The organism is Dietzia sp. CW19 (genome assembly GCF_014145265.1).
Lineage (GTDB): Bacteria > Actinomycetota > Actinomycetes > Mycobacteriales > Mycobacteriaceae > Dietzia > Dietzia natronolimnaea.
On sequence record NZ_JAALEE010000101.1, the window covers coordinates 1 to 24,408 of the forward strand.

A 24,408-nucleotide genomic window follows, 5' to 3' on the forward strand; every position below is an offset into this window, starting at 1 on the left:
GGGAGGTCATCTCCCGTCGTCTCGACGCGATCGCCGCCGCGGACCTGGTCCTGGCGGTCTACAACCCCGCCTCGCGCTCGCGCACCCGCCAGGTCGCCGACGCCCGCGACGTCCTCCTCCGGCATCGCGACCCGGCCACCCCGGTGGTGGTGGGCCGCGACGTGGGCCGGGCCGAGGAGTCCCTGACTATCACCACTCTCGCCGAGCTCGACTGCGACTCGGTGGACATGAAGTGCCTGCTCATCGTGGGCGCGTCGGGGACCCGCGTCACCGAGTCGGGGCGGGTGTGGAGTCCGCGGTTCGTGCGGTCATGACCGGCGCTCCACGGGGTGAGAGAAACGACGACGACGAGGGCGGCGAAGGCGGAATCGGAATCGGAGCTCCCGACCGCGACGCGCTGTGGCGGATCCTCGCCACCCGCCGCGACCACCGGCACTTCCACCCCACCCCGGTGCCGCGCGAGACCATCGAGCGACTCCTCGAGGTCTTCGCGGTGGCCCCGAGTGTCGGGCTGAGCCAGCCCTGGCACGTCACCGTGATCGAGGACCGCGGCGTGCGCGAGGCCGTCCACGAGGGATTCCGCACCGTGCGCCGCGCGGAATCCGAGCGATTCGACGGCCGGCGACGCGCGCTCTACGACTCCCTGCGCCTCGAGGGCATCCTCCAGGCACCGGTCGGGCTGGTCGTCAGCCACAGGCCGCCCGCCGGGCCGGTCCTGGGGACCACGAGCGTCCCGGCGGCCACCGAGTACAGCGTGGTCGCCGCCATCACCCTGCTGTGGCTGGCCGTGACGGCCGAGGACCTGGGCATGGGCTGGGTGAGCCTCGTCGACCCCGACCACCTCTCCGACAGCGTGCCCGTGCCCGACGGGGCCCGGCCCCTGGCGTACCTGTGTCTGGGACACCCCGCCCTCGAGCTGGACGAGCCGTTGTTGCAGACCGTCGGGTGGGGACGCAGGTCGCCGCTGTCGGTCGACTGGGTGTAGATCCGGGGCCGCGTGAGAACGCGGTTGCGAACCGAGTCGCTCAGAATCCGTACCTGACCGCCCGCGCGGCAGTGTGCGCCCGACTCCTGACCTCGGTCGCGGGCCCGTTCGGCAACGTACTCAAGCTGCGACTACCGTTGCCCTTCACCCGCTCGGACATCCCGTGGGCCGCGGACGCCCTCGACCAGTCACTCCGGGTCCTCACTGCGAGGAGGTGAACCCCTGAACCTCGACCGGTGTCGTCCTGGTGGTGGTCGATCCGTCTCCCAGCTGCCCGTTCCAGTCATGTGGTGATCAGTGGGCCGGGTCGCCGGCGGCGTCACATCCGGGGTACAGCGTGGCCGGATTGTCGGACTGAGTCACGACCCCGTCACTCGCCGAAGGCCTGCCGTAGTGCATCGCACTGCGCCCGGAAGAAGTCCTTACTGACCCCGGCGCGGGTGACGACCAGGTCGAAACCGTGGAACGCCCCCGGAACCTGGAGGAACTGGGAGGGCACTCCGGCTCGCTCCAGACGATCCGCGTACGCCTTGTCCTCCTCGAAGAACAGATCCACCGTGCCGACGCCGATCCACGCCGGAGCGACCCCGGCCAGATCAGGGTGGCGGGCCGGAGAGGCCGTGGACGGGTCGGCCCCGCCCAGGTAGCTCGTCCAGCCGAACCGATTCGATCGTGCGTCCCACAGTCGGTGTCGCCGGTCGCGGGTGTCGGTCCGGTCGTCCACCATCGGGTACGCGAGCAGTTGCAGTACCGGGGCGACGGGGCCCTCATCCCGGGCCCGGATCGCGAGCGCGGCTGCGAGCCCACCGCCGGCGCTCGCGCCGCCGACGGCGATCCGGCGGGTGTCGATACCGGGTTGAGCGGCCAGCCATCCGAGTGCCGCGTGACAGTCGTCGAGCGCCGCCGGGAATGAGTGTTGCGGCGCCAATCGATAGTCGACCGACACGACGGTCGCACCGGTGCTCCGCGCCAGAGCCCGGCAGAGCACGTCATCCTGCGCCGCAGAACCGACGACGTATCCACCGCCGTGGATCCATACAAGGCCTGCCGAGGGCGACGACTGATCACCTGGGGGACGGAAGACCCGCACCGTCGCGCCCGAGTCGAGTTCGTGGGTCTCCGTTCCCCGTAGTCCAGGCAGCAGTGTCCCGATCTTCTGCACCGCCGGCAGGGTCAGCGGTCCCACGAGGCGCGGGGGCAGCACCACTGACGCGAGGCGGAGATCGGGGTGATACCGGCGGCGATCGCGGAGGCGATCGAGAAACGGGATGCGCATGGTCGTCCTCTGTGGGGGAGAGATCCCCGTGGGGTCGTGGAAGTCGGATCGGCGGTCGGGCGCAGTGCCCAACGAGCCATGAGCGATCGTAGCCACTACCGGTGTCGAGAACGTGTCACTTTCGGACCCAGGTCAGTGCGAACTGATCAGGCGTGCCGTCTCGTTCTGGACGAGCAACGCCTGATCGTCGTTCACCAGTGTCAGCGGGTAGGTGCTCCCGTAGGTCTCCACGAGCCGTGCGATGAGTTCGGGCGGGTAGGGCGGGAGCGCGCCGTCCGCGTGGGGGATCACCACGGTGTCGACCAGACCGAGTCCGGCGTGGTCGGTGAGTTCGGGGGCGGCGGTGGGGTCGTCCATCAGGCTGACCGGTTCGATGCTGGGTCCGGTGATGACCGATCCCGCACTCGACCCGATGTAGGGCAGCCCCGACCGTACCCGCTCGACGAGGACCGCATCCGCACCCCGTCGGCGCAGTGCCGCCATGAGCACGAAGGTGTTGCCGCCGGCGGCGTACAGGGCGTCGACCCCGTCGAGGAGGCCGGCGAACTCGCCCGCGTCGTCGATGCCGGCAACGGTGATGTCGGTCAGCACGTACCCCAGGTCCGAGAGCTGCGCGCGCTCCGCGGCGACGAACCCGGCTCCCGCGTAGGGGCTCGCGGCGTCGTTCAGGTACCCGATGCGCACAGCGGGTGCGGGCCGGTTGACGTGCTCGGCGAGGAAGTCGGGGACGGCGCCCACGCCGAGGGACAGCAGGAGCAGGTTCATGACGCCACTCTACGAGGGAAGGCGCGCGCGACGAGGCGATCTCGCGCGCCACGAGGTGCGCAGCCCACATCGGCCCGGCCAGCCCCCGGACTCCGACGGTCGCCCAATTTCTCATCCTTTGACGCCCACGTAACAGCGGCGCAACGCAGCGCCATTTCACTAATTCCGTTCGAGTGATCGATTTGGAGGAGTCCCATGGAACCCGCCCTGCGCCCCGCTCCCGCGGTCTACCGGCGTCGCCTGTTCCACTCCCGCGACGCCACCCCCGACCAGTGCTCCGACGTCGTCTGGATCCAGGGGAACCGACTGTTCTGCGACGCGAGGTTCTCCACCGACGACTCGGGCGCGAGGGACTTCCACATGGGTTTCGCCGGCCGACTCCAGTGCACGGACGCCGCCATCGGCGAGTTCGAGTGGGTCCATGCCATCGCCGCCGGAGAGGCCTTCGGGTCCGCCGATATCGGGCAACTCTTCGACGTGCCGGGGTGGGGACTGCTGGAGGTGGGCCGACAGCTGGACTACGTCGAGCTGTGGGAGCAGCGCCCCGACGAGCCCGGACCGGTGTGGGAGGCCAGGGGGGTCGATGACCACGGCACCGAGGCGCTGGTTGTCTGCGTCGGCGACAGCTTCGGTCTCGCGCTGGGCGCTGATCCCGCGGGGGGCCGGCCGTCGTCGGTGCACATCGGTTCACGGACCGCTCAGGGCTGGCTCGCGCGGTACTCGTCCTGGTCGGGGCCCGAACCTCCTCTCTTCTCCCTGCCCCCTCACTCCGACGGCCGCTTCGTCATCTCCTGGCAGGCCGGCGAGCACTCCGGTCCACCCGTGTCCTTCGACCCGATCCACCCGACCCGCGCGACCCGCCCGACCCGCCCGACCCACTCAGGAGCCGAGAATGACTGACCCCCACCGACCCAGCGTCGACTTCGAGTCGATCCCGGTCATCGATGTGTCCACGCTCGCCGATCCCCGCGGGCCCTCAGCGGAGTGCGTCGACCGACTCGGCGAGGCCGCCCGAGGCGTCGGCTTCCTCCTCATCGTCAACCACGGCGTGGCCGATGAGACGTTCGGCGCCATGCACGAGGCCTCGCAGCGGTTCTTCGCCCAGCCGGACTCCGTCAAGCGGGAGGTGTACATCGGCAACTCCACCAACCACCGCGGATACGTCCCCATCGGGGAGGAGGTGTTCGCCGGCGCCACCCCGGACCTCAAGGAGGCCTACGACCTGTCCATCGACCTGCCGGCTAACCACCCGGAGTATCTGGCCGGCAACCCCCTGCTCGGGCCGAACCAGTGGCCCGACCTGCCGGGGTTCCGGGAGGCGGTGACGACCTATTACGACGAGGTGTTCGCACTCGGGTCGCGGCTCCTCGCGGCGTTCGCCCGGTACCTCGACCTCGACCCCGCCACGTTCCTCGGGTCGGTGACCCAGCCGCCCTCGCAGCTGCGGCTCATCCACTACCCGTACAACCCCGACGCCGAGGACCGCCCCGGGATCGGAGCGCACACCGACTACGAGGCGTTGACACTGCTCAAGCCCACCGCTCCCGGGCTGGAGGTGATGAACGGCCGGGGAGAGTGGATCGAGGTCCCGTACCGCGAGGACGCGATCGTCGTGAACATCGGGGACCTGCTGGAGGTGTGGACCAACGGCGCGTTCGTCGCCACGTCCCACCGGGTCAGGAAGGTCTCGAGGGAACGGTATTCGTACCCGCTGTTCTTCACCGTCGACTACGACACGGTGGTCGCTCCCCTGACGTTCCCCGGTTCGAACGACTCCACCTACGAGCCGCTGCACGCCGGCGAGCACCTGTTCGCGCAGACCGCGCAGAGCTTCGCCTACCTGAGGCGACGGATCGACGACGGTGACCTCGCGCTCCCGGAGGGGGCGCGTCCCCTGTACTCGCTGGGACGCGAGACCTCCCTGGTGGGTGAGTCGCGATGATCAGTGTCGCCATCGGCGGCACCGTCGCCCTGCTCGTGGTCCTCGGCCTGCTGTCCTCGAAGAGGGTGAAGGGCCAGAACCACAACTTCGCGGTCGCGGGGCGGACGCTGACCGTGCCCCTCGTCGCCGTCCTCCTGATGTCCCAGGTCGTCGACTCCAATGCAACCGTCGGCGCGGCAGACCTCGCGGGCGGATTCGGATTCTGGGCGGGTGCCGCACTGCCGCTGGGTCTTGCCGCATCCTTCCTGCTGATGGGGCTTTTCGTTGCCGAGAAGGTGCGGGAGCGGGAGCTGTACTCGCTGCCCGAATACTTCCGGCAGACGTTCGGACGGACCGGGGAGATCCTGACGGCCGTCCTGACGGTGACCAGCTTCGGAATCCTCATGGCGGGCAACCTCGTCGCGCTGGGTCACATGATGGATCACTTCGTCGGGGTGCCCTACTGGGTCGCGATCGTGTTCGTCACCCTGGCGATACTCGCCTACACGATGGTCGGCGGGATGTTCGCGTCGGTGTATACGGGCCTGTTCCTCATGGGTGTCATGGCGGTCGGGTTCGTCGGGCTGACAGCCTGGATGTTCATGGGCCCCGGATACGCGGCGCCGGAGGGGCTCGGCATCTCGGATCTCGAGCAGTTGACGGCACCCGCCGCGGGCGCGGCCATCAACTGGGCGACGTTCTTCGCCCTGGGCTTCGGCAACCTGGTGGCCATCGACCTCATCCAGCGCGTGTCCTCCGCGAAGACGGCCCGGGGGGCCAGGTCGGCGAGCCTGATCGCCGCCGCCGGAACCGTGGTCCTGTGCGTCCCGCTGGCCGCGGTCGCCGTGGCCGGGGCGGGGTTGCTCGGGGACAGCGACTCCGAGTCGCCGATCCTCTTCCAGCTCCTCACCGGGCAGGTGCCGACACCGATCGCGATGCTGGTCATCTCGGCCCTGCTGGCGGCCTCCCTCACCACGGTCAGCGGCATCCTCCTCGCGACCTCGTCCATCGTCGTGGGCACCATCCTCGACACGAGGACCCTGCGGTTGAGCGTGCTGCAGGCGTCCCGGTGGGCGATGGTCCCCGTGGCCGCCATCGGGATCCTGGTGGCTCTCCGGGTGAACCACACCGGGATCCTCCTCACCCTGACCTTCGACCTGTTGTGCGCGAGTCTCGTGGTGCCGTTCGTGCTGTCGCTGTGGACCCGACTGGTCAGCACGAGGGCACTGGTGATCTCGGCCGCGCTGGGACTGGGGGTGCGGCTCGGGTTCTTCGTCCTCACACCGACGATCTACGGCGTGGAGAACACCCTGCTGTACATCCCGAACGAGGTCATCACCACGAGCGTCGACGGCTGGACCACGTTCCTCGCCGCGGCCGTGTCACTGGTGGTCTACGTGGCGGTGGCCGCCGCCGACACCCGGGCCACCACCCGCAAGGAAAACATGTCGTCGCCCGCGGTCGACGAACCGGCAGCTGACCGGGGAGTCGAGGTCCCCGCGAGGGCCTAGCCCCGCCCGGGGGCGTCCGTCGCCGGCGGCGTCATCCGGCGGACGCCGGGCCCGGGGAGTCGAGATCGCCGAGGATCTCGAGTCCCCGGGCCCGCGTCTCGTCGGTGAGGAGGTCGGGGACCCGTGCCAGCAGGAGCGTCGCGTCCGCGACCCGGGCCGGGGTGTCGTCCGGGATCGGCGACCGGGTCCGGCGCCGGTAGGTGATGACGTTCTCCACCAGTCCGACGAGCATCGCCACGTCGACGTCGGTGGCGGCCTCGCCCGTCGTGCGCTCGAGCAGGACCCGGTAGGCCTCGTGCAGGGAGTCCCGGACCTCGTGGAACTCGCTGAACTGGTCGCCGTCGAGCTCCGGATCGAAGTACAGCACCCCCAGGTTCTGCGGGTCCTCGTGCAGCAACCCCGCATCGGCGTACGCCAGCGCCCACAACAGGACGTGCCCGGGGGCGTCGCTGGCCACAAGCCGGTCGGCGATCCGATGGGACGGGATCACCGTGCCGAGCACCAGCCGCAGCAGGATCTCGTCCTTGGACCCGAACCAGTGATAGACGCTGGCCTGCTGCAGCCCCGCGCCCTCCGCGATGGCCCGGGTGCTGGTCCGGCCGAAGCCTCTGGTGACGAACAGCTCTCCCGCGGCATGAAGAATGTCCTGCTCGCTGCCGAGTCCGGTCGGCGACCCGGGGTTGCGGCGCGGCCGTCCACGAGTCCTGGTCACCCGGCAGAGGCTATCAATGCCCGGTTCGGTCGCGGTCAGCTCGAGACCACCTGCCGACGTCTGAACCCCACCAGACCCGCGGCCACGAGCGCGCCGGCCATAACGGTGACCAGCAGGAACGGTGCCGGGGCGAACTCCTCCACCGGGACCGCGGCGAGATGGTGCAGCGGCGAGAGCGACCGGAGCCACCCGGGGAAGTCCAGCAGGTCGGCGAAGTTGGCCACCAGGAACATCAGCGCGACCACCGCCCAGCCGACGGGCGCGGTCAACCGGGGAACCCAGCCGTAGAACACCCCGCAGACCCCCAGCACCAGCAGGACCGCCGGGGTGGCGCCGAGGTGCGAGCCGATCACCCCACCGACGAGCGAGGTGTCTCCGGTGACCACGGCAGCGGCGAGCGCCGTGCAGATCCCGGTCACCGCCAGGATGAGCACCGCGCCACAGGCCACCACGGCGAGGTGGGCGCCCACCCACGAGATCCGGCTGACGGGCGTGGCCAGGATCAGGTCGGCGCGGCCCCTGCCCTCCTCGTCGCGGAGGGACTGCGCCGCGTAGACCACGTACGCGGCGGTGAGGACGGCGACGAACGACCCGAGGAAGGCCACGTAACCGTTGACCAGACCCTGGGCACCGAACATGTCCTGCATCGCCTGCGGCATGTCCCCGCTCGCGCTGAGCATGGCGTCGGTGAACGCGCCGTTGACCGTTCCCAGGACGATGATGGCGGCGCCCCACCCGAGCAGGGCACCGCGCTGGAGCCGGGCGGCCAGGCCCACCGGCCGTCCGAGGAACCGGCCGGCGTGGGCGGGGCCCGGGCGCGGGGCGAGGAGGCTCGCCCCGAAGTCGCGCCGTGACTGCAGGACGTAGGCCGCGGCCGAACCGACCACGGCGACGACGACGAGAGGGAGCAGCGGCCACCAGCGGTCGTACACGTAAGGGGCTGTCTGGGCAGCCCACCCGAGGGGCGAGGCCCAGGACAGGGCGGATCCGCCGACAGCCGCCATGTCGCCGAGGGCACGGAGGACAAAGGAGACCCCGAGCACCACCCCGGCCATCCCCGCAGCAGCCCGCGAGTAGGCGCTGAGCTGCGCGGTCACCGCCGAGATCCCGGCGAACGCCATCCCCGTGAGCGCGGTCCCCAGCCCGATGAGCACCGACCCGAGGGGGGCGAACCCGCCTGCGATCGCCAGTCCTGCGACCACCACACACGCGAGGGCGTTGGTGATCGCGGCGACGATCAGGGTCGCGGTGAGGGCCGAGTGCCGACCGGTGACGTTGGCGCGGATCAGCTCGGCGCGGCCGGTCTGCTCCTCGACGCGGGTGTGCCGGGTGACCAGCATGATGTTCATGAGCGCGGCGAGCAGGAACAGGTACGGGGCGTAGCCGGCGGCGAAGAACCGCTCGAAGGTGGGGGCGTCCATGCCGAACGCGGGGCCGGTGAACATCCGGCCCACCGGCTGGGTGAACAGGGGCACCACCGCGGCCAGGTCGTCCTCCGTCGGCGCCAGCTGCGGGAGGGCCGCGCCGATGTAGATCACGAACAGCCCCAGGCCGCCGACCCACGCCGGGAGCTTGAGCCGGTCCCGCCGCAGGGAGAACCGGACGAGGGTGCCGGTGCCGGCCAGCGGGGAACCGCCACCCGCGGCATGCGGGCGCTCGCGGGCGGGAGCGGTCGCGGTGGTCATCGCGCTACCGGTCATCGCGCTGCCGGTCATCGCACTGTCCCGGCGTCAGCAGCGTCGCCGTAGTGGCGCATGAGCAGCTGCTCGAGGGTCGGCGGGTGGGCGACCAGCGAGCGGACGCCCAGTGGTGCGAGTGCACGGACGGCCTCGTCGACACTGTCCCCGTCGACCTGGAAGCGGACCTCGTCGTCGTCGATCTCCACATCGTGGACACCCTCGACCCGCCGCAGATCGCCCGCCGGTCGGTCCGTACGGGCGACCATCGTGGTGCGGGTCATGTGGCGCAGCTCCTCCAGGCTCCCGGTCTCGACGGTGCGACCCTGCCGCACGATGGAGATGCGGTCCGCTAGCGCCTCGACCTGCGCGAGGATGTGACTGGAGAGCAGGACCGTGCGGCCGGCGGCCTTGACCTCACCGATCGCCTCCTGGAACACGACCTCCATGAGGGGGTCCAGGCCCGCGGTGGGTTCGTCGAGCAGGAGCAGGTCCACCTCGGAGATCAGCGCGGAGATCAGCGCCACCTTCTGCCGGTTGCCCTTGGAGTAGGTGCGGGCCTTCTTGGTGGGGTCCAGGTCGAAACGCTCACACAGCGCGTCGCGACGGCGCCTGTCGAGCGGACCACGCAGCCGGGCGAGCAGGTCGATCGCCTCGCCGCCGGTGAGGGTGGGCCACAGCTCCACGTCACCGGGCACGTACGCGAGCCTGCGGTGGAGCTCGACGGCGTCGGTCCAGGGGTCGCCGTCGAGCAGTCTGACGATGCCGGCGTCCGCGCGGAGGAGGCCGAGCAGCACGCGCATGGTGGTGGACTTGCCGGCGCCGTTGGGGCCGAGGAAGCCGTGCACCTCCCCCCGTGCCACCTCGAGGTCGAGACCGTCGAGGGCGCGCGTGGCGCCGAAGGTCTTGACCAGACCTCTCGCCGAGATCACGACGCCGTCCATGGTGGTCACTGCTCCTTCCGGGGGCCGTCAGGGGTGTCGAACGCGTCCGCGAACCGGTCGAGTGTGCCGGGCTCGAACAGGCCCTGGGTGAACAGCTCCACGACCGGGAGCATGTAGGGGGCGAGGCTCTCCGGCGGAGCCTCGGTGTCGAGGAAGTCCACGCCGAGCAGTCGGTTCATGTGCTCGTGCAGGACCAACGATCCCAGCGACCAGAGCGTCAGTACGATGACTCGTTCGCGCGAATGGGCGCTGGGCTTGATGAGACCGGCCTCGACGGCGGCCCCGGTGTAGGCCTCGGCGTCGGCGACCATCTCGTCGATGAGATGCGCGATGTGATCGCCTCCCTCAGAGAGGGTGCGGGCCAGGTAGCGCAGCAGCGGGCGACTGTCCTCGATCTGCCGCAGCGACTGGAGCGGGTCCAACTGTGCGCCCTGGCCCATCGAGGACTCCTTGCCCTGCCGCACCAGCCGCACCACGTGCTCGTCGCAGGCCTGGTGCAGTCGGTCCTTGCTCCCGAAGTGGTGGAGAATCAGCGCCTGCGAGACACCCGCCTCGACGGCGATGGTCTTGAGGCTCGTTCCCTTGACGCCGTGCGCGCCGAACTTGGAGATCGCCGCGTCCAGGATGCGGTCGACTCCGCTTCGATGAGCGCCGCTTCGATCGGCTCCGCTGCGGGACGGGTCATCCTCGGGCACGGCTACCGCCTTTCGTCGCTGACTGAGTGTTCAGTCAACGTAGTCCTGACTGAATGGTCAGTCAATGATTGGTCAGTCGCTGGTCAACTCTGTCGTCGCCGCGGCGCCCCGATCTCACCCGAGCTCTCCCCGGGGTTCAGCACCCACCCGAGCAACCCACCGAACACCTCGGCTGGATTGGCGGTCGCGGCCGTGGCGACACGACTGATCACCCCTCCCGCACTCCTTCTGCGTACGACTCGGGCCGAGGTGGGTTCAGACGTCGACAACCCATCCGACGACGTGCAGGGCGCTACGCCCCGGTTCGTCCGGACTCCTGGGGAAGGAGATGCTTGAGGATGTCGGAGATGGTGATCACCCCGATGAACTGGCCCTGGTCCGTCACTGCGGCCAGCTGTTCGCTGCGCTCGCGCGCCTCTGCGAGCGCCTCGTACACCGGAGTGCGAGAGTCGAACACCATCACCGGGCGCGCAAAGGCACGTGCGTGCGCATCCGCGGGCTCCATCAACGTGTCACGCACATGGACCACCTCCGGAGTGGGCGAATTGCCGTCCTGGAGGAGCACCCGCGTATAGCCGGTGCGCGTCGCGGCCTGTTGGACCTGGGCCACCGTGGCTCCGGCCGGGACCGCGGTGGGTGCCCTCGAGGTGTCGACGAGCGCTCCGATATGCAACTGGTCCAAGCCGAGCGCACCCGACAACGGGGATCGGAACGAGTTGTCGAGGGAACCCGCCGTCGCCGAGTGTTCGACGAGCTGGCGGATCGTAGCCGCGTCCTGTCCACCCACGGCGGCACGCTCAACCGGCGTGACGCCACTGGCGGAGACAAGACGGTTGGCCACTGCGTTAACCCACCGCAGCAGCGGACGGAACACCCAGATGAACCCCCTCGAGGGCAGGCCCACGAACTTGGCGGCGAACTCCGGGTGCGCAATCGCCCACGACTTCGGTGCCATCTCCCCCACCACCAGATGCAGGAACGTCACCAGGAGCAGCGACAGCCCGAACGCCACGCCACCAGCGAGTTGGGCCGGTGCGCCCCACGAAGTGAAGACCGGGCCGAGCCACGAGTCCACGGCGGGCTTGGTGACCGCACCGAGGGCGAACGTACAGACCGTGATGCCCAGCTGGGCACCGGCGAGCATGAGGGTCAGCTCGTTCATCCCGCGAAGCGCCGCGCGGGCCGAGGCACTGGTTGCCGCTTCCTTCTCGAGCCGGTGCTGTCGCGCGCCGAGGAGTGCGAACTCGATCACGACGAAGAACGCACTCAACACAATGAGCCCCGCAGTAATGGCCGTCACAACCATCGGGTTTCCCATCACCGAACCGCGCTCTTTCCAGACGCATCGTCATCGCCGGCGTCGAGGGGAACGGTGCCACCACGCTCCACGAGACGAATCCTCAGCTCACTGGGCACCAACCGCGCCACCTCGAGAACCTCGATGTCCAGCGCCACTTCTCGTGGATGGTCGGCGATCAGCTCGCGGGGATCGATCGGCAGATCGACACGCACCGTCTGCCCCACCTCGGGTAGTCGCCCGTGAGCGGCGATCACCAGACCTGCCACGGTCTCGTAGTCACCCTCGGACAGTGTGTGGCCGAGTGCCCGCTCGGCCTCGTCGATGTGGACGTCGCCATCCATCCGCCAGCAGTCCTCACCCTCAAGGGAGATCACCGAATCCGCCTCGACGTCGTGCTCGTCGGTCAGTTCGCCGATCAGCTCCTCGGCGAGGTCCTCGATGGTGATCACGCCGGCGAAACCCCCGTACTCATCCACCACCGCAGCGAGCTGGGCCTCGGAGTCCGTCAGGCTGAACAGCGCATCCGGTAGGGACATCAACGAGGGGACCACCACCGCCGGGCGCATGAGCTCGGTGACCGGCGCGTCGAGCTCCAACGACCACGCGAGCACGTCCACCAACTGCACCACCCCGACCGGCTCCTGCTCAACGGTGACGACCGGATAGCGGGTGTGTCCGGTGGCCATCAGAACCCTCACCTCCCCGACCGTCGCATCGGGTGAGACGACACTGGTGTGAGACCTCGGAACCATCGCATGCTCGACCGTCCGGTCCGGAAAGTCCAGAATTCTGTCGATGAGAACAGAGAGATTCTCGGGCAGATCCCCACTTCCCCTGGCATCGGCGACGATGCGCTCGAGATCCTCCGCCGTGGCGGTGGTGTCCAGATCGTGAACAGGATTGACCCCGACTGCCCGGAGCAACAAGTTGGCAGACTTGTCGAAGACCACGATGAGCCAGCCGAACACCGTGAGGTACACAGTGGTCGAACGGGCCAGGCCACGCGCCAGGGGCTCCGGGCTGGCCAGCGCAAGGTTCTTGGGATACAACTCGCCGAAGATCATCTGCACCACCGTCGCGGCGATCAACGCCAGCACGGTACCCACCGTCACACCGACAGCCGCGGGGACGCCGACCCCACCCAACAGGGTCCCGAGCGATTGGCCGACCAGCGGTTCGGCCACGAACCCCACCAGCAGTCCGGTGACCGTGATCCCCAACTGGGCGCCCGAGAGCATGAACGAGGTCCGTTGGGTGACCTTCAGCGCACGCGCTGCCGAGACGTCCCCCGCATCCGCCCGCGCCTTGAGCCTGTTCCTGTCCACCGACATGTATGCGAACTCTTGGGCCACGAAGTAGCCGTTCGCCGCGATGATCGCGAGGATCGCGAGGATCCCCAGCAGCAGCATCAGGAGCGTCACGCCCATCAGAACGCTCGCTCACGTGATCGCGGTTCACGGTTCAGCGACCACGGGTTTCGCGGTGAAACTGGCCAGAGACAACTCGGACCCGGGTCGTCAGCCTACCCGGGCCTCTCGCAGGGGGTACCCATCAGGGGATTTCACTCGCTCCAAGTCTGAGATAGACGAACTCGTCGACGCCAAGTATTGCGCATGACCGTCTCGGCAACCACCCGGCGCACCCACCCCGCGGGAAGGCGGACCCGACCACGCCTCCCCCACCAGCGACTGACCCGGCGACACCTCGCCCGCCTGTGATTAACTGAACTGCACCAGAAGGGGAGTATCCCTCACACGCGTCGTCGTCACTACGGTCCTCGGACCCGGCGGAGCGGGCCCGACAGGGCCGGGAGAGGCCTTCGATCACCTACTGATCGAAAGGTCCCTGACTATGCACACCCCCCTCTGGCTCTGGCTTGCCGTCCTGGCGTTCATCATCGTGATGCTGGCGATCGACCTCGTCGCCCACCGCAAGGCTCACGTCATCGGCGTCCGAGAAGCCGCCACCTGGTCGGCCGTCTGGGTCACGCTCGGTGTGGGCTTCGGCGCGATCATCTGGGCCGTCTGGGGCGCCGAGTTCGGCCAGCAGTACTTCGCCGGCTACCTCATCGAGAAATCCCTCGCGGTGGACAACGTCTTCGTGTGGGCCATCATCTTCGCCCACTTCGCCGTCCCGGCCCAGTTCCAGCACCGCGTGCTGTTCCTGGGTGTGCTCGGGGCGCTGGTCTTCCGCGGGATCTTCATCGCCGGCGGCGCCGTGCTGATCGCCAACTTCTCCTGGGTGCTCTACCTCTTCGCCGCGTTCCTCCTCTACACGGGCGTCCGGATGATCCGCCAGCGCGACGAGCACCTCAACCCCGACCAGTCACGAGTCCTCACAGCGTTCCGCCGCCTGATCCCCATGACCGACACCTTCCACGGCCAGCGCCTACTGGTCCGCAAGGGCGGGCTCATCATGGCCACTCCCCTGCTGGCCGTTCTGGTGCTCATCGAGACCACCGACATCGTCTTTGCCGTCGACTCCATCCCCGCCATCTTCGCCGTCACCGACGAGGTGTTCCTGGTCTTCACCGCCAACGCCTTTGCCATCCTGGGCCTGCGAGCGATGTACTTCCTGCTGGCCGACCTCATCCACCGCTTCGTCTACCTCAAGATCGGGCTGGCGCTGATCCTGATCTGGGTGGGCATCAAGATGATGCTCAAGATCGACGTGTTCTACATCCCCACCGCCATCTCCCTCGCGGTCATCACGGCGGTCCTCGCCGTCTCGGTGGTCGCCAGCCTGCGCGCCACCAGGGGCCAGGAACGTCAGGGGCTGCCCACGCCGGCCGACCCCCCCCTTCAGGGTCGCCACCGCCGAGGAGGACGCCGCCCTCGACCCCCTCTGGCGGGCCCGGAGTGAAGCCTCCGCCGATGAATTCGAGAAGTCGTGACCGGCCGAGTTGTGCGGACTCGTGCTGCAGCTCGAGGCCAGCTGGCGATAGCATTCGAGACGGTCTCGGCGTGTCTGTTGCGAGAACCAGTCAGTCACCTCGAAAGTGCATGGGAGACCACATGCCCGAAGACCGTTCCACCGGAACTTCCTACCGCAACGGTGCCGGGACCACCTCGCTGGTCGCCGGCATCATTGCCGCGCTGGCCTCCCTGGTGCCCTTCATCGGCGGTGCGATCACCATCGCCGCCGCAGTGGTCGCCCTCGCCAGTGGATGGGTCGGTCTGAAACGAGTGGACCAAAGCGAGGCGTCGAACCACCGTGAGGCCGTCATAGGCATCGGTCTGGGACTGGCAGCACTGTTCGTGGCGTTCCTCGTCTTTGCCGCGACCAACAGCGCATAAGGGTCCACCTGACCAGGTCGATCACGCGCTATCCGGGAGATCCGCGTGGGGAAGTGCCACACGGGGAACGCCCTCCGGGGTGCGGTCTCGCGCCGATCGGCAGAGGTGCGTCGGAGACACGGCCGCACGTGCGGTGCACTCCCCATCCCGCCTAGTCGTTGCCGGACCGGGCTAGACCCGGACCCGGCTCCAGCCCGCCGTCTCCTCCGCCGCGCGATGGGTTTGTTCGAGGAACCTCAGCACCACGGCGTCGGGATCCGCCGCCTGTCGCACGAGGTGGTACGGCAGCACGTACTCACCCAGCTCGGCGCTCCAGTACGCGGGGGCCTCGACCGCCGGATGGGTGTCGTACCCCTCGGGGTGGGGATAGGCGTACGCGTAGAAGATGCCCTCCTCCGCACCACCCGGCCAGTACCCCGCGCTCGACACCTCGTCGCTGTAGGCCTCGTGCATGACCCGGTCCGGGCAGTTCGGGACGCCACCGGGATGCTCGGGGGCGGAGCGTCCGGAGAACCGGGTGACGGCCAGATCGAACGCACCCCAGAAAAAGTGGACGGGCGAGGACTTCCCACGGAACCCACTGCGGAACGTCGACAGGACGCCGTGCGCGCTGACCAGCGACCTCCGGAAACGGGCCACGGCGTCAGCGTCGTACGACGCGTGCGTGGTGTCCTCGGCGAACGGGATCACCTCCGGCAGCTCGACCGGGGTCCCGACGATCGGCACGTCGAACCCGAGATCACCCAGGTGGCCGGTGTACTCGGCGTAGAAGTCGGCGACGGTCCGCGGCTCGAGCGCCATCCGGCGGGTGCTGCCGTCAGTGACGAGGAACAGCAGGTCGTGGCTGACGAAGTCGAAGCGGATCTCCAGACCGCGGTGTCCGGCGACCATCAGGGACGTGGTGAGCCCCCGCGCGTCCACGTACAGCGGGACGCCCCACCAGTGGTTGATCTCCGGCCCGAGGGCCATCCGCGTCTTGCCGACGATCTGGGTCCACAGGTGAAGTGTGTCCCTGGTGTCGATCCACGATTCCAGGGGCAGGGCCGGCCAGGGCTCGTCTCGGGTCTCCATCGACACATGATCCCCGATCTCGGGACCGGACGGCACCCCTCTGCATCATCCGAAACCCTGCGTCACCCGGGTCGACGGCCGGGGGCCCGGTGCCGTTGGACGGCGTCGTGGTTGCCGCACCGGGCACTGCAGTAGCGCCGCTTACCGTTCCGGCTGGTGTCGACGAACACCTCGGGACACCCCGATCGGAGACAGGCCCCCAGACGGCCGCCCTCCGACTCGACCGCGAAGATCGCCAGACCGCCTGCGGTGATGGCCCGGACGCGCTCCACCACGTCGTCACCGTCGGCCGCGAAGTGCAGGTGGGGCTTGTGCCCGTCGTGCGTGCTCAGGGACGGCCTCGACGCGGCCGAGTCCAGCAGCTCATTGATCGCGTCGCACGTGGAGTCCACGTCCGGCGCCGAGAAGGGTGCCCTCAACCACAATGCCCACTCCTGTAGGCGGGTCGACCTCGCGTCGTCGAGATCGGGCCTGCGGACGCCGTGGGCGCGAAGCACGCCGACGGCCATATCGGTGTCCCACTCCCGGGCGCCGAGTGAGGCAAGTTCCGCCGCGAGAGTCGGGCCGACCATATTGCCATGGTTGAACTGCACTGACCCATTGCACCACAGTCAGCGCATGACCACAGCAGCCTGTTCGCCCACCGACGTCGATCACGACCGCGACCACGACGCCCCCGTTCCGCAGCCTGCGGATCCGGACGTGCACCAGCACGAATGGCTGACCCGCTCCTCCCACCGCACCAGCGAGGGCACTGTGACCTACGAGTCCTGCCACTGCGGCGCGCATCGCGTCCTGCGCGCCGGCGTGCCCGTCGCCCGGGTGTAGGGAGAGGCGACGCTCAGGGCGAGGTCGAGATCGAGCGCTCCTTGACCTTGAACCAGATCGAGAAGTCCTCGGCGGCCCGACGTACGACGTCGTAGTTCGAGCCGCCGGTGAGATCGTTGAAACTGTCCCGCACGCCGTCGACTCCGGTCGACCGGGGCTCCTTGGGGATGCCGAAGCCCATCTTCCAGTCGGCGAAGCTGCGCTCGGCTGCAGGTTCCGTCAACAGGACCCGGACACGACTGTGCCTGTCATCGGCAGCGATGCGCGTCATCAACTCGTCGATCGCGGCCGGAGGGCCTTCGAGGAACTGAATGAAGCAGTTGTTCCTGAAGAGGAGGACACCGGTGATCCCGGCGGCACGATTGCGCTCCCGGGAGGTGAACAGAATGGACTCCAGATCACCCGGCAGCATCTTCCGCACCGGCACGCTCGTGTACACCAAATACTTCAGTTGTCCGCTCCCGGGCGACGTGGGGAACTCAGCGTCCAGCGACATTCAACTCTCCCTCGCTCGCATCGGAAAAGTACAGATCATTCAGGCTGGAGATCGCCTCGTCCAGGGATCCGGACTCGCCCTGCGGTCTCGACATCCTGTCGTAGCAGGTGAAACTGCCGTCAGAATTCTGATCGATGTACCCCACGAAGTTCCCGCGGAAACTACCGACGAAGAAGCTGTCTTCCACCTGGGACCATCGTATTTCTTCGTATCCTTCGATTGCCGAAGTCACTCCCACCCCTTTTCTTCCTTGACAAGGTGTTTCACCCACTGCCGTACACGTCGAGAAGAACGTGGCCCGAGCCACGTCACCGGGAGACGCTGCCGCCGCGCGCGGCCGAAACAGGGATGGGCACGCATCGACGTGTCACCCGATCCCACAGTGCTCTTCTTGCCTAAGAACTCACATCCTGCTGAAGCTATCCGTCATAGCGGCACACCGGGCCATCATGATGCGCGTCGGAAGACTGCGCCACCGATGGCATCGGTCGCGTCCGGAACACGGGCGAGTGCGATCCCGATGACGAGCGTGGTCAGACCTCTCCCGGCCGCGATACCGTCCGGCCCAGTCGGCGTGACACCGCGGCGCCCCACGGGGTGGTGAGCCGGGCCGCGGTGAGGAGGCCCTCGTCCTGCAGCACTCGGTGGACCGGGCCGCGGGTGAGCGCTCCGCCGGAGAGCACCACCGCGTCGTCCGCCCAGGCCCAGGCGAGGTCGACATCGTGCGTGGCCATGAGGATCGCGGCCCCCGCGGCGCGAAGCGACTCCAGCGCCGCGAGCAGGTCCTCACAGGAGAGCGGGTCGAGCCCGGCCGTCGGTTCGTCGAGAAGCAGGACGCGAGGCCGCATCGCCAGCGCACCCGCCAGGGCCACCCTCTTGCGCTGCCCGAAGGACAAGTGGTGGGGGACGCGGTCGGCGAGGTCGGTGATCGCCAGCGCCGCCAGGGCCTCGTCGACCCGGTGGGCCACCTCGGCGCGATCCAATCCGAGGTTCACGGGGCCGAAGGAGACGTCGGCCCGCACGGTCGTGGCGAAGATCTGGTCGTCGGGTTCCTGGAGCACCATCTGCACCGACTGCCGCAGGCGGGTGCGGTCGGCGCGGCGGTCCCGGACCCGCTCCCCGTCCAGCTCCAACTCCCCGGCCTCGAGGCGGTTCAGGCCCACGAGCAGCCGCATCAGGGTGGTCTTGCCGCTGCCGTTTCCACCGAGAAGCGCCATCTTCGCCCCGGCGGGGATCGTCAGGTCGGCGCCGTCGAGCACGGTGTGGGTGTGACCGCCGAGGGCATCGAGACGCCGGTAGGAGAACCGGGCACCGCGCAGCGCGAGGACGGTCACGTCATGACCCCCAGTATCGAGACGGACACGAGAACCAGACAGATGACGAGCACGCGGGTGGCCGAGACCGGGTCCGCCTCGGCGAGCACTGCGGTCTGGCCGCGCTCGGCGCGCATGGACATGGCGTCGTCGATCGCCCGTGCCCGCCTGACGGACAGGACGAATACCGAGGCGAACTGCGTCCCGACCGAGCTGATCGCGGCCCGGGCGGTGCGGTGTCCGAGCCTGAGGTCGTGGGAATGCCGCAGCGTGCGCGCGGAGTCGATGAGCAGGCCGATGAGCCGGTAGGTGGTGTCCACGACGTGAGCCAGCGGGGCGGGCAGTCCGGCCCGCCGGCCGGCGGCCAGGAGGTCGGCGACGGGCGTGGTGCACGCCAAGGTGATGGTGGCGGCCGTCGCGGCGATCGCCCTGCTCACCGTCCGCCAGGCGGTGTCGACCCCGGCCGGATCCACCACGAGGCGCCAGTCCACCAGGTCCAGCACGAGGGGACCGATTCCCAGGGCCAGGAACGCGACGGGGGCGAGCAACGCCGCGAGGTAGATCCTGGCGGGGACGCGGGCCAGCGCCAGGGCGCACACACAACAGACAGTCAGGATCGCCACGTGGCCCACCGGTGGCGGCACGAGCAGTGCCGCCACCAGCAGACCGCCGAAGAGCAGCAGCTTCTCGACTACCGGGAGGTCCGACCAACGGTTGTGGGACGCCGCGAGTTCGAGTGGGTTCACCTAGGGCTCGGCCGGTCAGTGCCCGGCCGGACCCGTGGCCGCCGCCGACGGGGTCGCCGCACCCGTCACGCTCTCCCGACGCTGCCTACTACGTGTCCGCAGGACGCCGAGTCCGTAACCCACGATCCCGCCGCCGATCCCGGCCTGGAGGGCGAACACCCCCGATTCGACCTCCCCCGGCAACTCGGGCAGAAGCGGCTCGAACCATGGCTCGTAGTCGGGAGAGACCTGGCTGATCGTCCCCTCCGCCTGCCCGTCCGCACCCTCGAACTCGCCGCCCGCACCAGCGCCATAGACCAGGGAGAACACCGCGATCGCGAACGCCACGGCGACCAGCCCCACGAGCACCCACACGCTGACGTGCTTCTTCCCGCTCATCGCACCGACTCCGTGGCCTCGACCTGATCGGTACGGTCCTCGAGATGCGCGAAGGTGCCCGCGCCGGCGAGTCGCGCCCTCCGGAAGAAGCCCACCAGGTCGAGCTCACGGGAGGCGATTCGCAGGAGCACGCTGACGATCACCACGACGATCAGAGCCTCGACGACCGCCAGCGGGATCTGGGTGATAGCGAACACGGCGAGGAACTCGGCCATCGAGAACCACAGGCCGTGCTCGGCGCTCGGGAACGCCAGCGCGAGCTGGGCGCTGGTGACGAGATACGTCACCAGGTCGGCGAGGAACGCGGCGACGAAGACCGCGCCGAGCAGCGGCACCGCGACCCGTCGACACAGGACGAACGCCCCGTAGGCGACCCACGGCCCGGCGACCCCCATGGAGAACACGTTCGCGCCGAGCGTGGTGATGCCCCCGTGCGCGAGCAGCAACGCCTGGAAGATCAGCACCACGGTGGCGACGAAGGCCATGACGGGTGGCCGGAAGATGATCGTCCCCAGCCCGGTCCCGGTGGGGTGCGAGCTGGAGCCCGTCACCGACGGGAGCTTGACGGCCGACATGACGAACGTGAACGCCCCGGCCACGCCGAGCAACACGCCCGCCTCCGGTGTCCGACGGACCGTCCTGATCACCTCGCGCGCGCCGTGGATGACGAACGGTGCCGCGACGGCCGTCCATGCCACGGCGTGCACCGAGGGGAGGAAACCCTCTGCGATATGCATATGCCTGAGACCTTTCTGCCCGTCACCTCGCGGGCACTCGTGGTGGCAGCCACGGCCGGTCTCCTGGCTCACGGGTTCCCCCGGTCCACCCCCGGAAGGGATGGACCGGATCGCCGCCGGTCCGCCTTCCCACCCACACAACGCGTGCGAGCAGTGGCACAGAGGACTGGCGACATCATCCGTTCACAGTGGCGAGGGCCGCCCCGGTCTCACACCGGGTTCCCGAGCACCGCAGCTGAGCAGATCCTAGCCCCCTCCCGGGGGCCGACTCAGTACCGCACCGATTGGGCGTCCGAGACCAGGCACATGCCCCCGACGGACTGCAGGAGGGGCCGCAGCGACCGGAGGACCTCGTCGATCCGGTCGGGGTCGACCGCCACGAGCACGAAGGTGTTGTCGAAGGTGGAGAAAGGGTCCCCACCGCGCTCACCGTGCTGTCCCCGCCCGTAGATTCCCGGGATCACGGTGCGATGGGTCAGGCCCAGCGAATCCAACGCGCCGAGGAACCTCCCGGCGACCCCGGACTCCACTACCAGTTCGATCCTTTTGACGTCTTTCATGGGATCTCCTCGCCTCAGGCGCCCAGGTACTGGGCGACGGTGTAGTAGAGCGGAATGCCGAGGACGATGTTGAACGGGAATGTCACGGCAAGGGCCATTGTGAAGTACCGGGACGGCCGCGCTTCGGGGATCGCGTAGCGCACGACGGCCGGCACCACGATGTAGGACCCGCTCGCCGCGAGCACGGCGAGCATGGTCAGGTCGCCGACCGGCAACCCGGCCAGACTGCCCAGGGCCAGCGCCATCGATGCTCCGACCAGGGGCATCACGATGCCGAACCCGATCAGGAACGGGCCCACGTCCCGGACCTCGCGGAGCTGACGGGCGACGAGCAAGCCCATCTCGAGCAGGAAGAAGGCCAGCAGCCCCTTGAACATGTCGTCGACGAACGGGGACATGGCCTCGCCGGCGTCGGTCCCCACCACGGTGCCGATCACGAGCGACCCGATCAGCAGCAGGTGCGCACCGTCGGTGAACGCCTCGTGCAGGATCGCCCGCAACGACAGGGGTGCGCCCGACACGGGAGAGGAAGCGCCGGCCCCCGCGTCACCCGCCATCTGGGCGGAACGCTGACGGGACCGTGCCCAGGTGGCCAGAAGCACCGCCATGATGATCGCGGGCGATTCCATCAGAACCAGGGCGACCGTCATGTACCCGCCGGGTTCCTCCCCACGGGCGGTCACGAACTGCGTCGCGGCGATGAAGGTCACCGCGCTGACCGACCCGTAGGTCGCGGCGATGGCGGCCGCATCGAACTCGTTCACCCTGCGCCGCAGGACCAGGAAGCCCAGCGCAGGGATCACCAGGGCCAGGAGGAGGGCGATGCCGATCACCGCCGCGGCGCGGCCGGTCAGACCGGTCTCTCGCAGAGCCTGGCCACCCTTGAACCCGATCGCCATGAGCAGGTAGAGCGACAGGAACTTGGTGACGGGGGCCGGGATCTCCAGGTTGGAGCGCACAGCGGCGACGAACAGCCCCAGGAAGAAGAACAGGATCGGCGGGTCCGTGAGGCTGCCGAGAATGCTGAGGTCCATCGAGTCTCCCCTGATCTGTCCGGAGTCCGTGCGCCGCCGAGCGGGACGAGCTGATCTCCGTCGTGGCGCGCTAGCCGCCTGTTCCGAGCGAGTAACGGGAACGACAATACATGACTTTCAAGACATGTTTTGCAACAGCCCAAATCGGTGTCACGTGTTGTGGCGCGGCGCGCGGACCGGGCCCGCGGTGGGACGGGCTCCGTGCACGCCCACATGCGTACCGTGATTCACGTAAGGCAAAATGGCACTCGGAAGTCGTCGGTGATGGGGTGGCGTAGTGGCGGAGTGGACGTTTCTCACCAATCACGCGCACGTCCTGTTGTGCATCGCGCAGGACTCCGAGACGCGACTGCGCGACATCGCCGATGCGGTCGGGATCACCGAGCGCGCCACCCAGCGGATCGTGGCCGAACTGGAAGAGGCCGGGTACCTGCAGCGCATCCGCGACGGGCGCCGTAACCGCTACAGCCTGAACCGAGACCTGCCGCTGCGCCATCCACTCGAACGGGACCACATGGTCGGGGAGATACTCAGCGTGCTGGGGGCCCCGCGAAAGGGTGCTGGCGACGGCAACGAGTGACCCGTCGGCACTGATCGTGGCGCCCCGACAGCGTGGTCGACCACTACTAGAGGCCCCCAGGGGACGATCTGGTCGGCTTCTCTCTGCAGTTGATCGAGTTCGGAGATGTCATAGGGGCTGAGCACATCCACCGTCACCACGTCCGGACGAACGGTCGCTTTCTGCACCACCGCGGATTCGGTGTTGCTCAGCCAGCATCCCGGACCTGCGCGGCCCACACCCTCGTAAGCGAGCTCGTCGACATGGGGACCAACACCACGACGAAGAGCAACGTCACTACGGGGTACGCCCTACGCGACGTACTGTGTTGCGAAGCGGTCCGACCTTGCACTGGTCGCAATTCCGGTCACGCCAGAGTGTTCACCACACCCAGCGCGGCTCAACCCGCCAAGGAGGCATGGCATGAGCACTACCCGCGAGCTTCGCGCCGAGGTCGAGGTCGACGCCCCCGTCGAGCGCGTGTGGGAGGTCGTCACGGATACCTCCGTGCTCGTTCGGTCGTCGCCCGAACTCGTCGCGATGACACCGCTGCTGCCGGGAGGCTTCCGGAAGGGCCAGCAGTACATCGGCTGGAACCGCCGCAAACTGGTCGTCTGGCCAACCCGAAACGTTGTGATCGAGTTCGAGCCACACAAGCGTGTCGCCTGGGACACGAAGACCAGCGGCGCCCGCTGGGCCTTCGAGCTCCAGCCGACGCAGACCGGTACCAAGCTGGCCCAGCGTCGGTCCGTGCCGGGCAAGCTCAATCCGATCGGCCGGTTCTTCGCCGCGACGCTCCTCGGCGGGGGCCCGAACCACGCTGACGAGCTCGAGACTGCACTTGGCACCACGCTGGAGAGCATCAAAGCTATCGCCGAGGCCTGACCAACCGACTCGTCCCCACGGGTGGACTTCGCCAGGGATAACTCTCTTGCGACTGGGCAGTAGCAAGAGGAGCAATGCGCGGGAACGGCTACTTAGACGACAGCCCGCCGGCAGAGTTCGGAGAGACGTCTTCCGCTACCTCACGGACCGACCACACCCTGATCTGAAGTGGACAGCCGGTATGGTGAGTCTGGGTCTACCCGCCCAGTAATCGACCGGATGAGCGTCCCGCAGGGAGACTCGAGTGTAGATGCCGCCCTCGGAAACCACGAGCACAGCCTGGCACCTCGGCCTCCGTGACTGTGGTCGAACTTTCAACTCTGAGTTCCACCTACCCCGCCCCGCCCCGCCGCTTCGCCGCCCTCTCCGGATCCGAGGCGTACAACCACGATTCGGCCTCCCCCGGCCGGACCAGCGCCCGGCCCACCAGGATCACCGCCGCCTGCCGCAGACCGGCGGACTCGACCGCGTCCGCGATGTCGGCAAGTGTGCCCCGCAGCTCGACGCGGTGCGGGCGGCTCGCATTGGCCACCACCGCCACCGGGCAGTCCGCGCCGTGCGTGGGAACCAGCCGTTCGGCGAGCTCGCGGATCCGGGTGATCGCCAGGTGCAGCACCAGCGTCGCGCCGGTGGCGGCGAAGTTCTCCAGCGATTCGGAGGACGGCATCACCGTCGATCGGGCCTGGACGCGGGTCAACACGACGGACTGCACCACCTCGG

General features: G+C 68.7%; 27 protein-coding genes, 2 pseudogenes and 1 riboswitch. Of the genes and pseudogenes, 10 read left to right on the forward strand and 19 right to left on the reverse strand.

All coding sequences use genetic code 11. From position 1 onward, the window contains the following. Nucleotides 1-314: pseudogene (locus G6021_RS03580) on the forward strand (ATP-binding protein); the annotation flags it as partial. Further along, nucleotides 311-985: a 5,6-dimethylbenzimidazole synthase gene (gene bluB / locus G6021_RS03585; RefSeq protein WP_241736411.1), complete on the forward strand. Its 675-nt coding sequence runs from the start codon at nucleotides 311-313 to the stop codon at nucleotides 983-985. The pseudogene G6021_RS03580 and the gene bluB, both read left to right, overlap by 4 nt. A 370-nt stretch (nucleotides 986-1,355) precedes the next feature. Here bluB and G6021_RS03590 read toward each other — a convergent pair whose 3' ends face one another. Further along, nucleotides 1,356-2,261, reverse strand: coding sequence for an alpha/beta hydrolase (locus G6021_RS03590; protein ID WP_182640678.1), 906 nt, complete (start codon nucleotides 2,259-2,261; stop codon nucleotides 1,356-1,358). A 132-nt stretch (nucleotides 2,262-2,393) separates the two neighbouring features. Further along, the gene (locus G6021_RS03595; RefSeq protein ID WP_182640679.1) at nucleotides 2,394-3,026 is read right to left on the reverse strand and encodes a Type 1 glutamine amidotransferase-like domain-containing protein; all 633 of its coding nucleotides are present in this window, start codon (nucleotides 3,024-3,026) and stop codon (nucleotides 2,394-2,396) included. A gap of 195 nt (nucleotides 3,027-3,221) precedes the next feature. Between G6021_RS03595 and G6021_RS03600 the strand changes: the two genes are divergently transcribed. Genes G6021_RS03600 through G6021_RS03610 form a run of 3 tightly spaced genes read left to right on the forward strand, consistent with a single transcriptional unit; the run spans nucleotide 3,222 to nucleotide 6,458 of the window. Then, nucleotides 3,222-3,926, forward strand: coding sequence for a hypothetical protein (locus tag G6021_RS03600; RefSeq protein ID WP_182640680.1), 705 nt, complete (start codon nucleotides 3,222-3,224; stop codon nucleotides 3,924-3,926). Next, a complete protein-coding gene (locus G6021_RS03605) occupies nucleotides 3,919-4,968 on the forward strand; it encodes an isopenicillin N synthase family oxygenase (RefSeq protein ID WP_182640681.1) in 1,050 nt (349 codons plus the stop codon). The genes G6021_RS03600 and G6021_RS03605 overlap by 8 nt, the downstream gene beginning before the upstream one ends. Then, on the forward strand, nucleotides 4,965-6,458 hold the full coding sequence (locus G6021_RS03610; RefSeq protein WP_182640682.1) for a sodium:solute symporter: 1,494 nt from the start codon (nucleotides 4,965-4,967) through the stop codon (nucleotides 6,456-6,458). Before G6021_RS03605 ends, G6021_RS03610 begins: the two co-directional genes overlap by 4 nt. Nucleotides 6,459-6,489: 31 nt before the next feature. Here the strand turns inward: G6021_RS03610 and G6021_RS03615 are convergent, their stop codons facing one another. The 6 genes from G6021_RS03615 to G6021_RS03640 all read right to left on the reverse strand — a co-directional run bounded on the left by G6021_RS03615 (nucleotide 6,490) and on the right by G6021_RS03640 (nucleotide 13,212). Further along, a complete protein-coding gene (locus tag G6021_RS03615) occupies nucleotides 6,490-7,170 on the reverse strand; it encodes a TetR/AcrR family transcriptional regulator (RefSeq protein WP_182640683.1) in 681 nt (226 codons plus the stop codon). Nucleotides 7,171-7,205: 35 nt separating this feature from the next. Further along, the gene (locus G6021_RS03620) at nucleotides 7,206-8,885 is read right to left on the reverse strand and encodes a hypothetical protein (RefSeq protein WP_182640684.1); all 1,680 of its coding nucleotides are present in this window, start codon (nucleotides 8,883-8,885) and stop codon (nucleotides 7,206-7,208) included. Continuing rightward, the gene (locus tag G6021_RS03625) at nucleotides 8,882-9,790 is read right to left on the reverse strand and encodes an ABC transporter ATP-binding protein (RefSeq protein ID WP_182640691.1); all 909 of its coding nucleotides are present in this window, start codon (nucleotides 9,788-9,790) and stop codon (nucleotides 8,882-8,884) included. Before G6021_RS03625 ends, G6021_RS03620 begins: the two co-directional genes overlap by 4 nt. Before the next feature lie 5 nt (nucleotides 9,791-9,795). Next, nucleotides 9,796-10,485, reverse strand: a complete 690-nt coding sequence (locus G6021_RS03630) for a TetR family transcriptional regulator (RefSeq protein WP_179524157.1) — start codon at nucleotides 10,483-10,485, stop codon at nucleotides 9,796-9,798. Nucleotides 10,486-10,777: 292 nt separating this feature from the next. Further along, entirely contained in the window at nucleotides 10,778-11,803 is a 1,026-nt protein-coding gene (locus G6021_RS03635) for a CNNM domain-containing protein (RefSeq protein WP_182640685.1), read from the reverse strand. Continuing rightward, nucleotides 11,803-13,212 (reverse strand): hemolysin family protein, encoded by a 1,410-nt coding sequence (locus G6021_RS03640; protein WP_182640686.1) that lies wholly within the window; start codon nucleotides 13,210-13,212, stop codon nucleotides 11,803-11,805. The genes G6021_RS03635 and G6021_RS03640 overlap by 1 nt, the downstream gene beginning before the upstream one ends. A 424-nt stretch (nucleotides 13,213-13,636) precedes the next feature. Here G6021_RS03640 and G6021_RS03645 point away from each other — a divergent pair. Together G6021_RS03645 and G6021_RS03650 are read left to right on the forward strand one after the other, a co-directional pair. Further along, nucleotides 13,637-14,678: pseudogene (locus tag G6021_RS03645) on the forward strand (TerC family protein). 121 nt (nucleotides 14,679-14,799) lie between these two features. After that, nucleotides 14,800-15,081 carry a hypothetical protein gene (locus G6021_RS03650; RefSeq protein WP_179524153.1) on the forward strand — a complete coding sequence of 94 codons (282 nt, stop codon included), beginning with the start codon at nucleotides 14,800-14,802 and terminating at the stop codon, nucleotides 15,079-15,081. A gap of 171 nt (nucleotides 15,082-15,252) precedes the next feature. Here G6021_RS03650 and G6021_RS03655 read toward each other — a convergent pair whose 3' ends face one another. Both G6021_RS03655 and G6021_RS03660 read right to left on the reverse strand, forming a co-directional pair. After that, on the reverse strand, nucleotides 15,253-16,152 hold the full coding sequence (locus tag G6021_RS03655; protein WP_182638987.1) for a DUF5996 family protein: 900 nt from the start codon (nucleotides 16,150-16,152) through the stop codon (nucleotides 15,253-15,255). 62 nt (nucleotides 16,153-16,214) lie between these two features. Beyond that, a complete protein-coding gene (locus G6021_RS03660) occupies nucleotides 16,215-16,724 on the reverse strand; it encodes a CGNR zinc finger domain-containing protein (RefSeq protein ID WP_187700400.1) in 510 nt (169 codons plus the stop codon). Nucleotides 16,725-16,770: 46 nt separating this feature from the next. On the opposite strand from G6021_RS03660, the gene G6021_RS03665 reads away from it, so the two are divergent. Beyond that, complete coding sequence (locus tag G6021_RS03665) at nucleotides 16,771-16,980, forward strand: hypothetical protein (protein WP_182640692.1); 210 nt, start codon at nucleotides 16,771-16,773, stop codon at nucleotides 16,978-16,980. Between the two features lie 13 nt (nucleotides 16,981-16,993). On the opposite strand, the gene G6021_RS03670 is transcribed toward G6021_RS03665, so the two are convergent. The 8 genes from G6021_RS03670 to G6021_RS03705 form a co-directional block, all read right to left on the reverse strand. After that, a complete protein-coding gene (locus G6021_RS03670) occupies nucleotides 16,994-17,476 on the reverse strand; it encodes a BLUF domain-containing protein (RefSeq protein WP_182640688.1) in 483 nt (160 codons plus the stop codon). Then, entirely contained in the window at nucleotides 17,460-17,663 is a 204-nt protein-coding gene (locus G6021_RS03675; protein WP_187700401.1) for a hypothetical protein, read from the reverse strand. Before G6021_RS03675 ends, G6021_RS03670 begins: the two co-directional genes overlap by 17 nt. A gap of 346 nt (nucleotides 17,664-18,009) precedes the next feature. After that, nucleotides 18,010-18,810: an ABC transporter ATP-binding protein gene (locus G6021_RS03680; protein ID WP_179524148.1), complete on the reverse strand. Its 801-nt coding sequence runs from the start codon at nucleotides 18,808-18,810 to the stop codon at nucleotides 18,010-18,012. Further along, nucleotides 18,807-19,535 (reverse strand): cobalt ECF transporter T component CbiQ, encoded by a 729-nt coding sequence (gene cbiQ / locus G6021_RS03685; RefSeq protein WP_179524147.1) that lies wholly within the window; start codon nucleotides 19,533-19,535, stop codon nucleotides 18,807-18,809. Before cbiQ ends, G6021_RS03680 begins: the two co-directional genes overlap by 4 nt. Before the next feature lie 15 nt (nucleotides 19,536-19,550). Continuing rightward, complete coding sequence (locus G6021_RS03690) at nucleotides 19,551-19,913, reverse strand: energy-coupling factor ABC transporter substrate-binding protein (protein WP_179524146.1); 363 nt, start codon at nucleotides 19,911-19,913, stop codon at nucleotides 19,551-19,553. Continuing rightward, entirely contained in the window at nucleotides 19,910-20,650 is a 741-nt protein-coding gene (locus G6021_RS03695) for an energy-coupling factor ABC transporter permease (RefSeq protein ID WP_179524145.1), read from the reverse strand. Before G6021_RS03695 ends, G6021_RS03690 begins: the two co-directional genes overlap by 4 nt. Before the next feature lie 35 nt (nucleotides 20,651-20,685). Continuing rightward, nucleotides 20,686-20,899: riboswitch (cobalamin riboswitch) on the reverse strand. A 20-nt stretch (nucleotides 20,900-20,919) separates the two neighbouring features. Continuing rightward, entirely contained in the window at nucleotides 20,920-21,210 is a 291-nt protein-coding gene (locus G6021_RS03700; protein WP_179524144.1) for a transcriptional regulator, read from the reverse strand. A gap of 14 nt (nucleotides 21,211-21,224) precedes the next feature. Then, on the reverse strand, nucleotides 21,225-22,244 hold the full coding sequence (locus tag G6021_RS03705; protein WP_182640689.1) for a sodium-dependent bicarbonate transport family permease: 1,020 nt from the start codon (nucleotides 22,242-22,244) through the stop codon (nucleotides 21,225-21,227). Nucleotides 22,245-22,521: 277 nt separating this feature from the next. On the opposite strand from G6021_RS03705, the gene G6021_RS03710 reads away from it, so the two are divergent. After that, a complete protein-coding gene (locus G6021_RS03710; protein WP_042329960.1) occupies nucleotides 22,522-22,824 on the forward strand; it encodes a winged helix-turn-helix domain-containing protein in 303 nt (100 codons plus the stop codon). A gap of 402 nt (nucleotides 22,825-23,226) precedes the next feature. After that, on the forward strand, nucleotides 23,227-23,688 hold the full coding sequence (locus tag G6021_RS03715; RefSeq protein ID WP_182610827.1) for an SRPBCC family protein: 462 nt from the start codon (nucleotides 23,227-23,229) through the stop codon (nucleotides 23,686-23,688). Between the two features lie 331 nt (nucleotides 23,689-24,019). Here the strand turns inward: G6021_RS03715 and G6021_RS03720 are convergent. Continuing rightward, a partial coding sequence (locus G6021_RS03720) for an SAM-dependent methyltransferase (RefSeq protein WP_347238908.1) occupies nucleotides 24,020-24,408 on the reverse strand: 389 nt, incomplete at its 5' end.

Excerpts from the sequence above, each read along its gene's own strand:
- G6021_RS03600 (WP_182640680.1), top strand. The coding sequence starts at position 3,222 with ATGGAACCCGCCCTGCGCCCCGCTCCCGCGGTCTACCGGCGTCGCCTG.
- G6021_RS03605 (WP_182640681.1), top strand. The coding sequence starts at position 3,919 with ATGACTGACCCCCACCGACCCAGCGTCGACTTCGAGTCGATCCCGGTC.
- G6021_RS03665 (WP_182640692.1), top strand. The coding sequence starts at position 16,771 with ATGACCACAGCAGCCTGTTCGCCCACCGACGTCGATCACGACCGCGAC.
- G6021_RS03590 (WP_182640678.1), bottom strand. The coding sequence starts at position 2,261 with ATGCGCATCCCGTTTCTCGATCGCCTCCGCGATCGCCGCCGGTATCAC.
- G6021_RS03640 (WP_182640686.1), bottom strand. The coding sequence starts at position 13,212 with ATGGGCGTGACGCTCCTGATGCTGCTGCTGGGGATCCTCGCGATCCTC.
- G6021_RS03670 (WP_182640688.1), bottom strand. The coding sequence starts at position 17,476 with ATGTCGCTGGACGCTGAGTTCCCCACGTCGCCCGGGAGCGGACAACTG.
- G6021_RS03715 (WP_182610827.1), top strand. The coding sequence starts at position 23,227 with ATGAGCACTACCCGCGAGCTTCGCGCCGAGGTCGAGGTCGACGCCCCC.
- G6021_RS03620 (WP_182640684.1), bottom strand. The coding sequence starts at position 8,885 with ATGACCGGCAGCGCGATGACCGGTAGCGCGATGACCACCGCGACCGCT.
- G6021_RS03690 (WP_179524146.1), bottom strand. The coding sequence starts at position 19,913 with ATGAGCGGGAAGAAGCACGTCAGCGTGTGGGTGCTCGTGGGGCTGGTC.
- G6021_RS03625 (WP_182640691.1), bottom strand. The coding sequence starts at position 9,790 with ATGGACGGCGTCGTGATCTCGGCGAGAGGTCTGGTCAAGACCTTCGGC.
- G6021_RS03660 (WP_187700400.1), bottom strand. The coding sequence starts at position 16,724 with ATGGTCGGCCCGACTCTCGCGGCGGAACTTGCCTCACTCGGCGCCCGG.
- G6021_RS03650 (WP_179524153.1), top strand. The coding sequence starts at position 14,800 with ATGCCCGAAGACCGTTCCACCGGAACTTCCTACCGCAACGGTGCCGGG.
- G6021_RS03610 (WP_182640682.1), top strand. The coding sequence starts at position 4,965 with ATGATCAGTGTCGCCATCGGCGGCACCGTCGCCCTGCTCGTGGTCCTC.
- G6021_RS03695 (WP_179524145.1), bottom strand. The coding sequence starts at position 20,650 with ATGCATATCGCAGAGGGTTTCCTCCCCTCGGTGCACGCCGTGGCATGG.
- G6021_RS03595 (WP_182640679.1), bottom strand. The coding sequence starts at position 3,026 with ATGAACCTGCTCCTGCTGTCCCTCGGCGTGGGCGCCGTCCCCGACTTC.
- G6021_RS03635 (WP_182640685.1), bottom strand. The coding sequence starts at position 11,803 with ATGGGAAACCCGATGGTTGTGACGGCCATTACTGCGGGGCTCATTGTG.
- G6021_RS03655 (WP_182638987.1), bottom strand. The coding sequence starts at position 16,152 with ATGGAGACCCGAGACGAGCCCTGGCCGGCCCTGCCCCTGGAATCGTGG.
- bluB (WP_241736411.1), top strand. The coding sequence starts at position 311 with ATGACCGGCGCTCCACGGGGTGAGAGAAACGACGACGACGAGGGCGGC.
- G6021_RS03700 (WP_179524144.1), bottom strand. The coding sequence starts at position 21,210 with ATGAAAGACGTCAAAAGGATCGAACTGGTAGTGGAGTCCGGGGTCGCC.
- G6021_RS03705 (WP_182640689.1), bottom strand. The coding sequence starts at position 22,244 with ATGGACCTCAGCATTCTCGGCAGCCTCACGGACCCGCCGATCCTGTTC.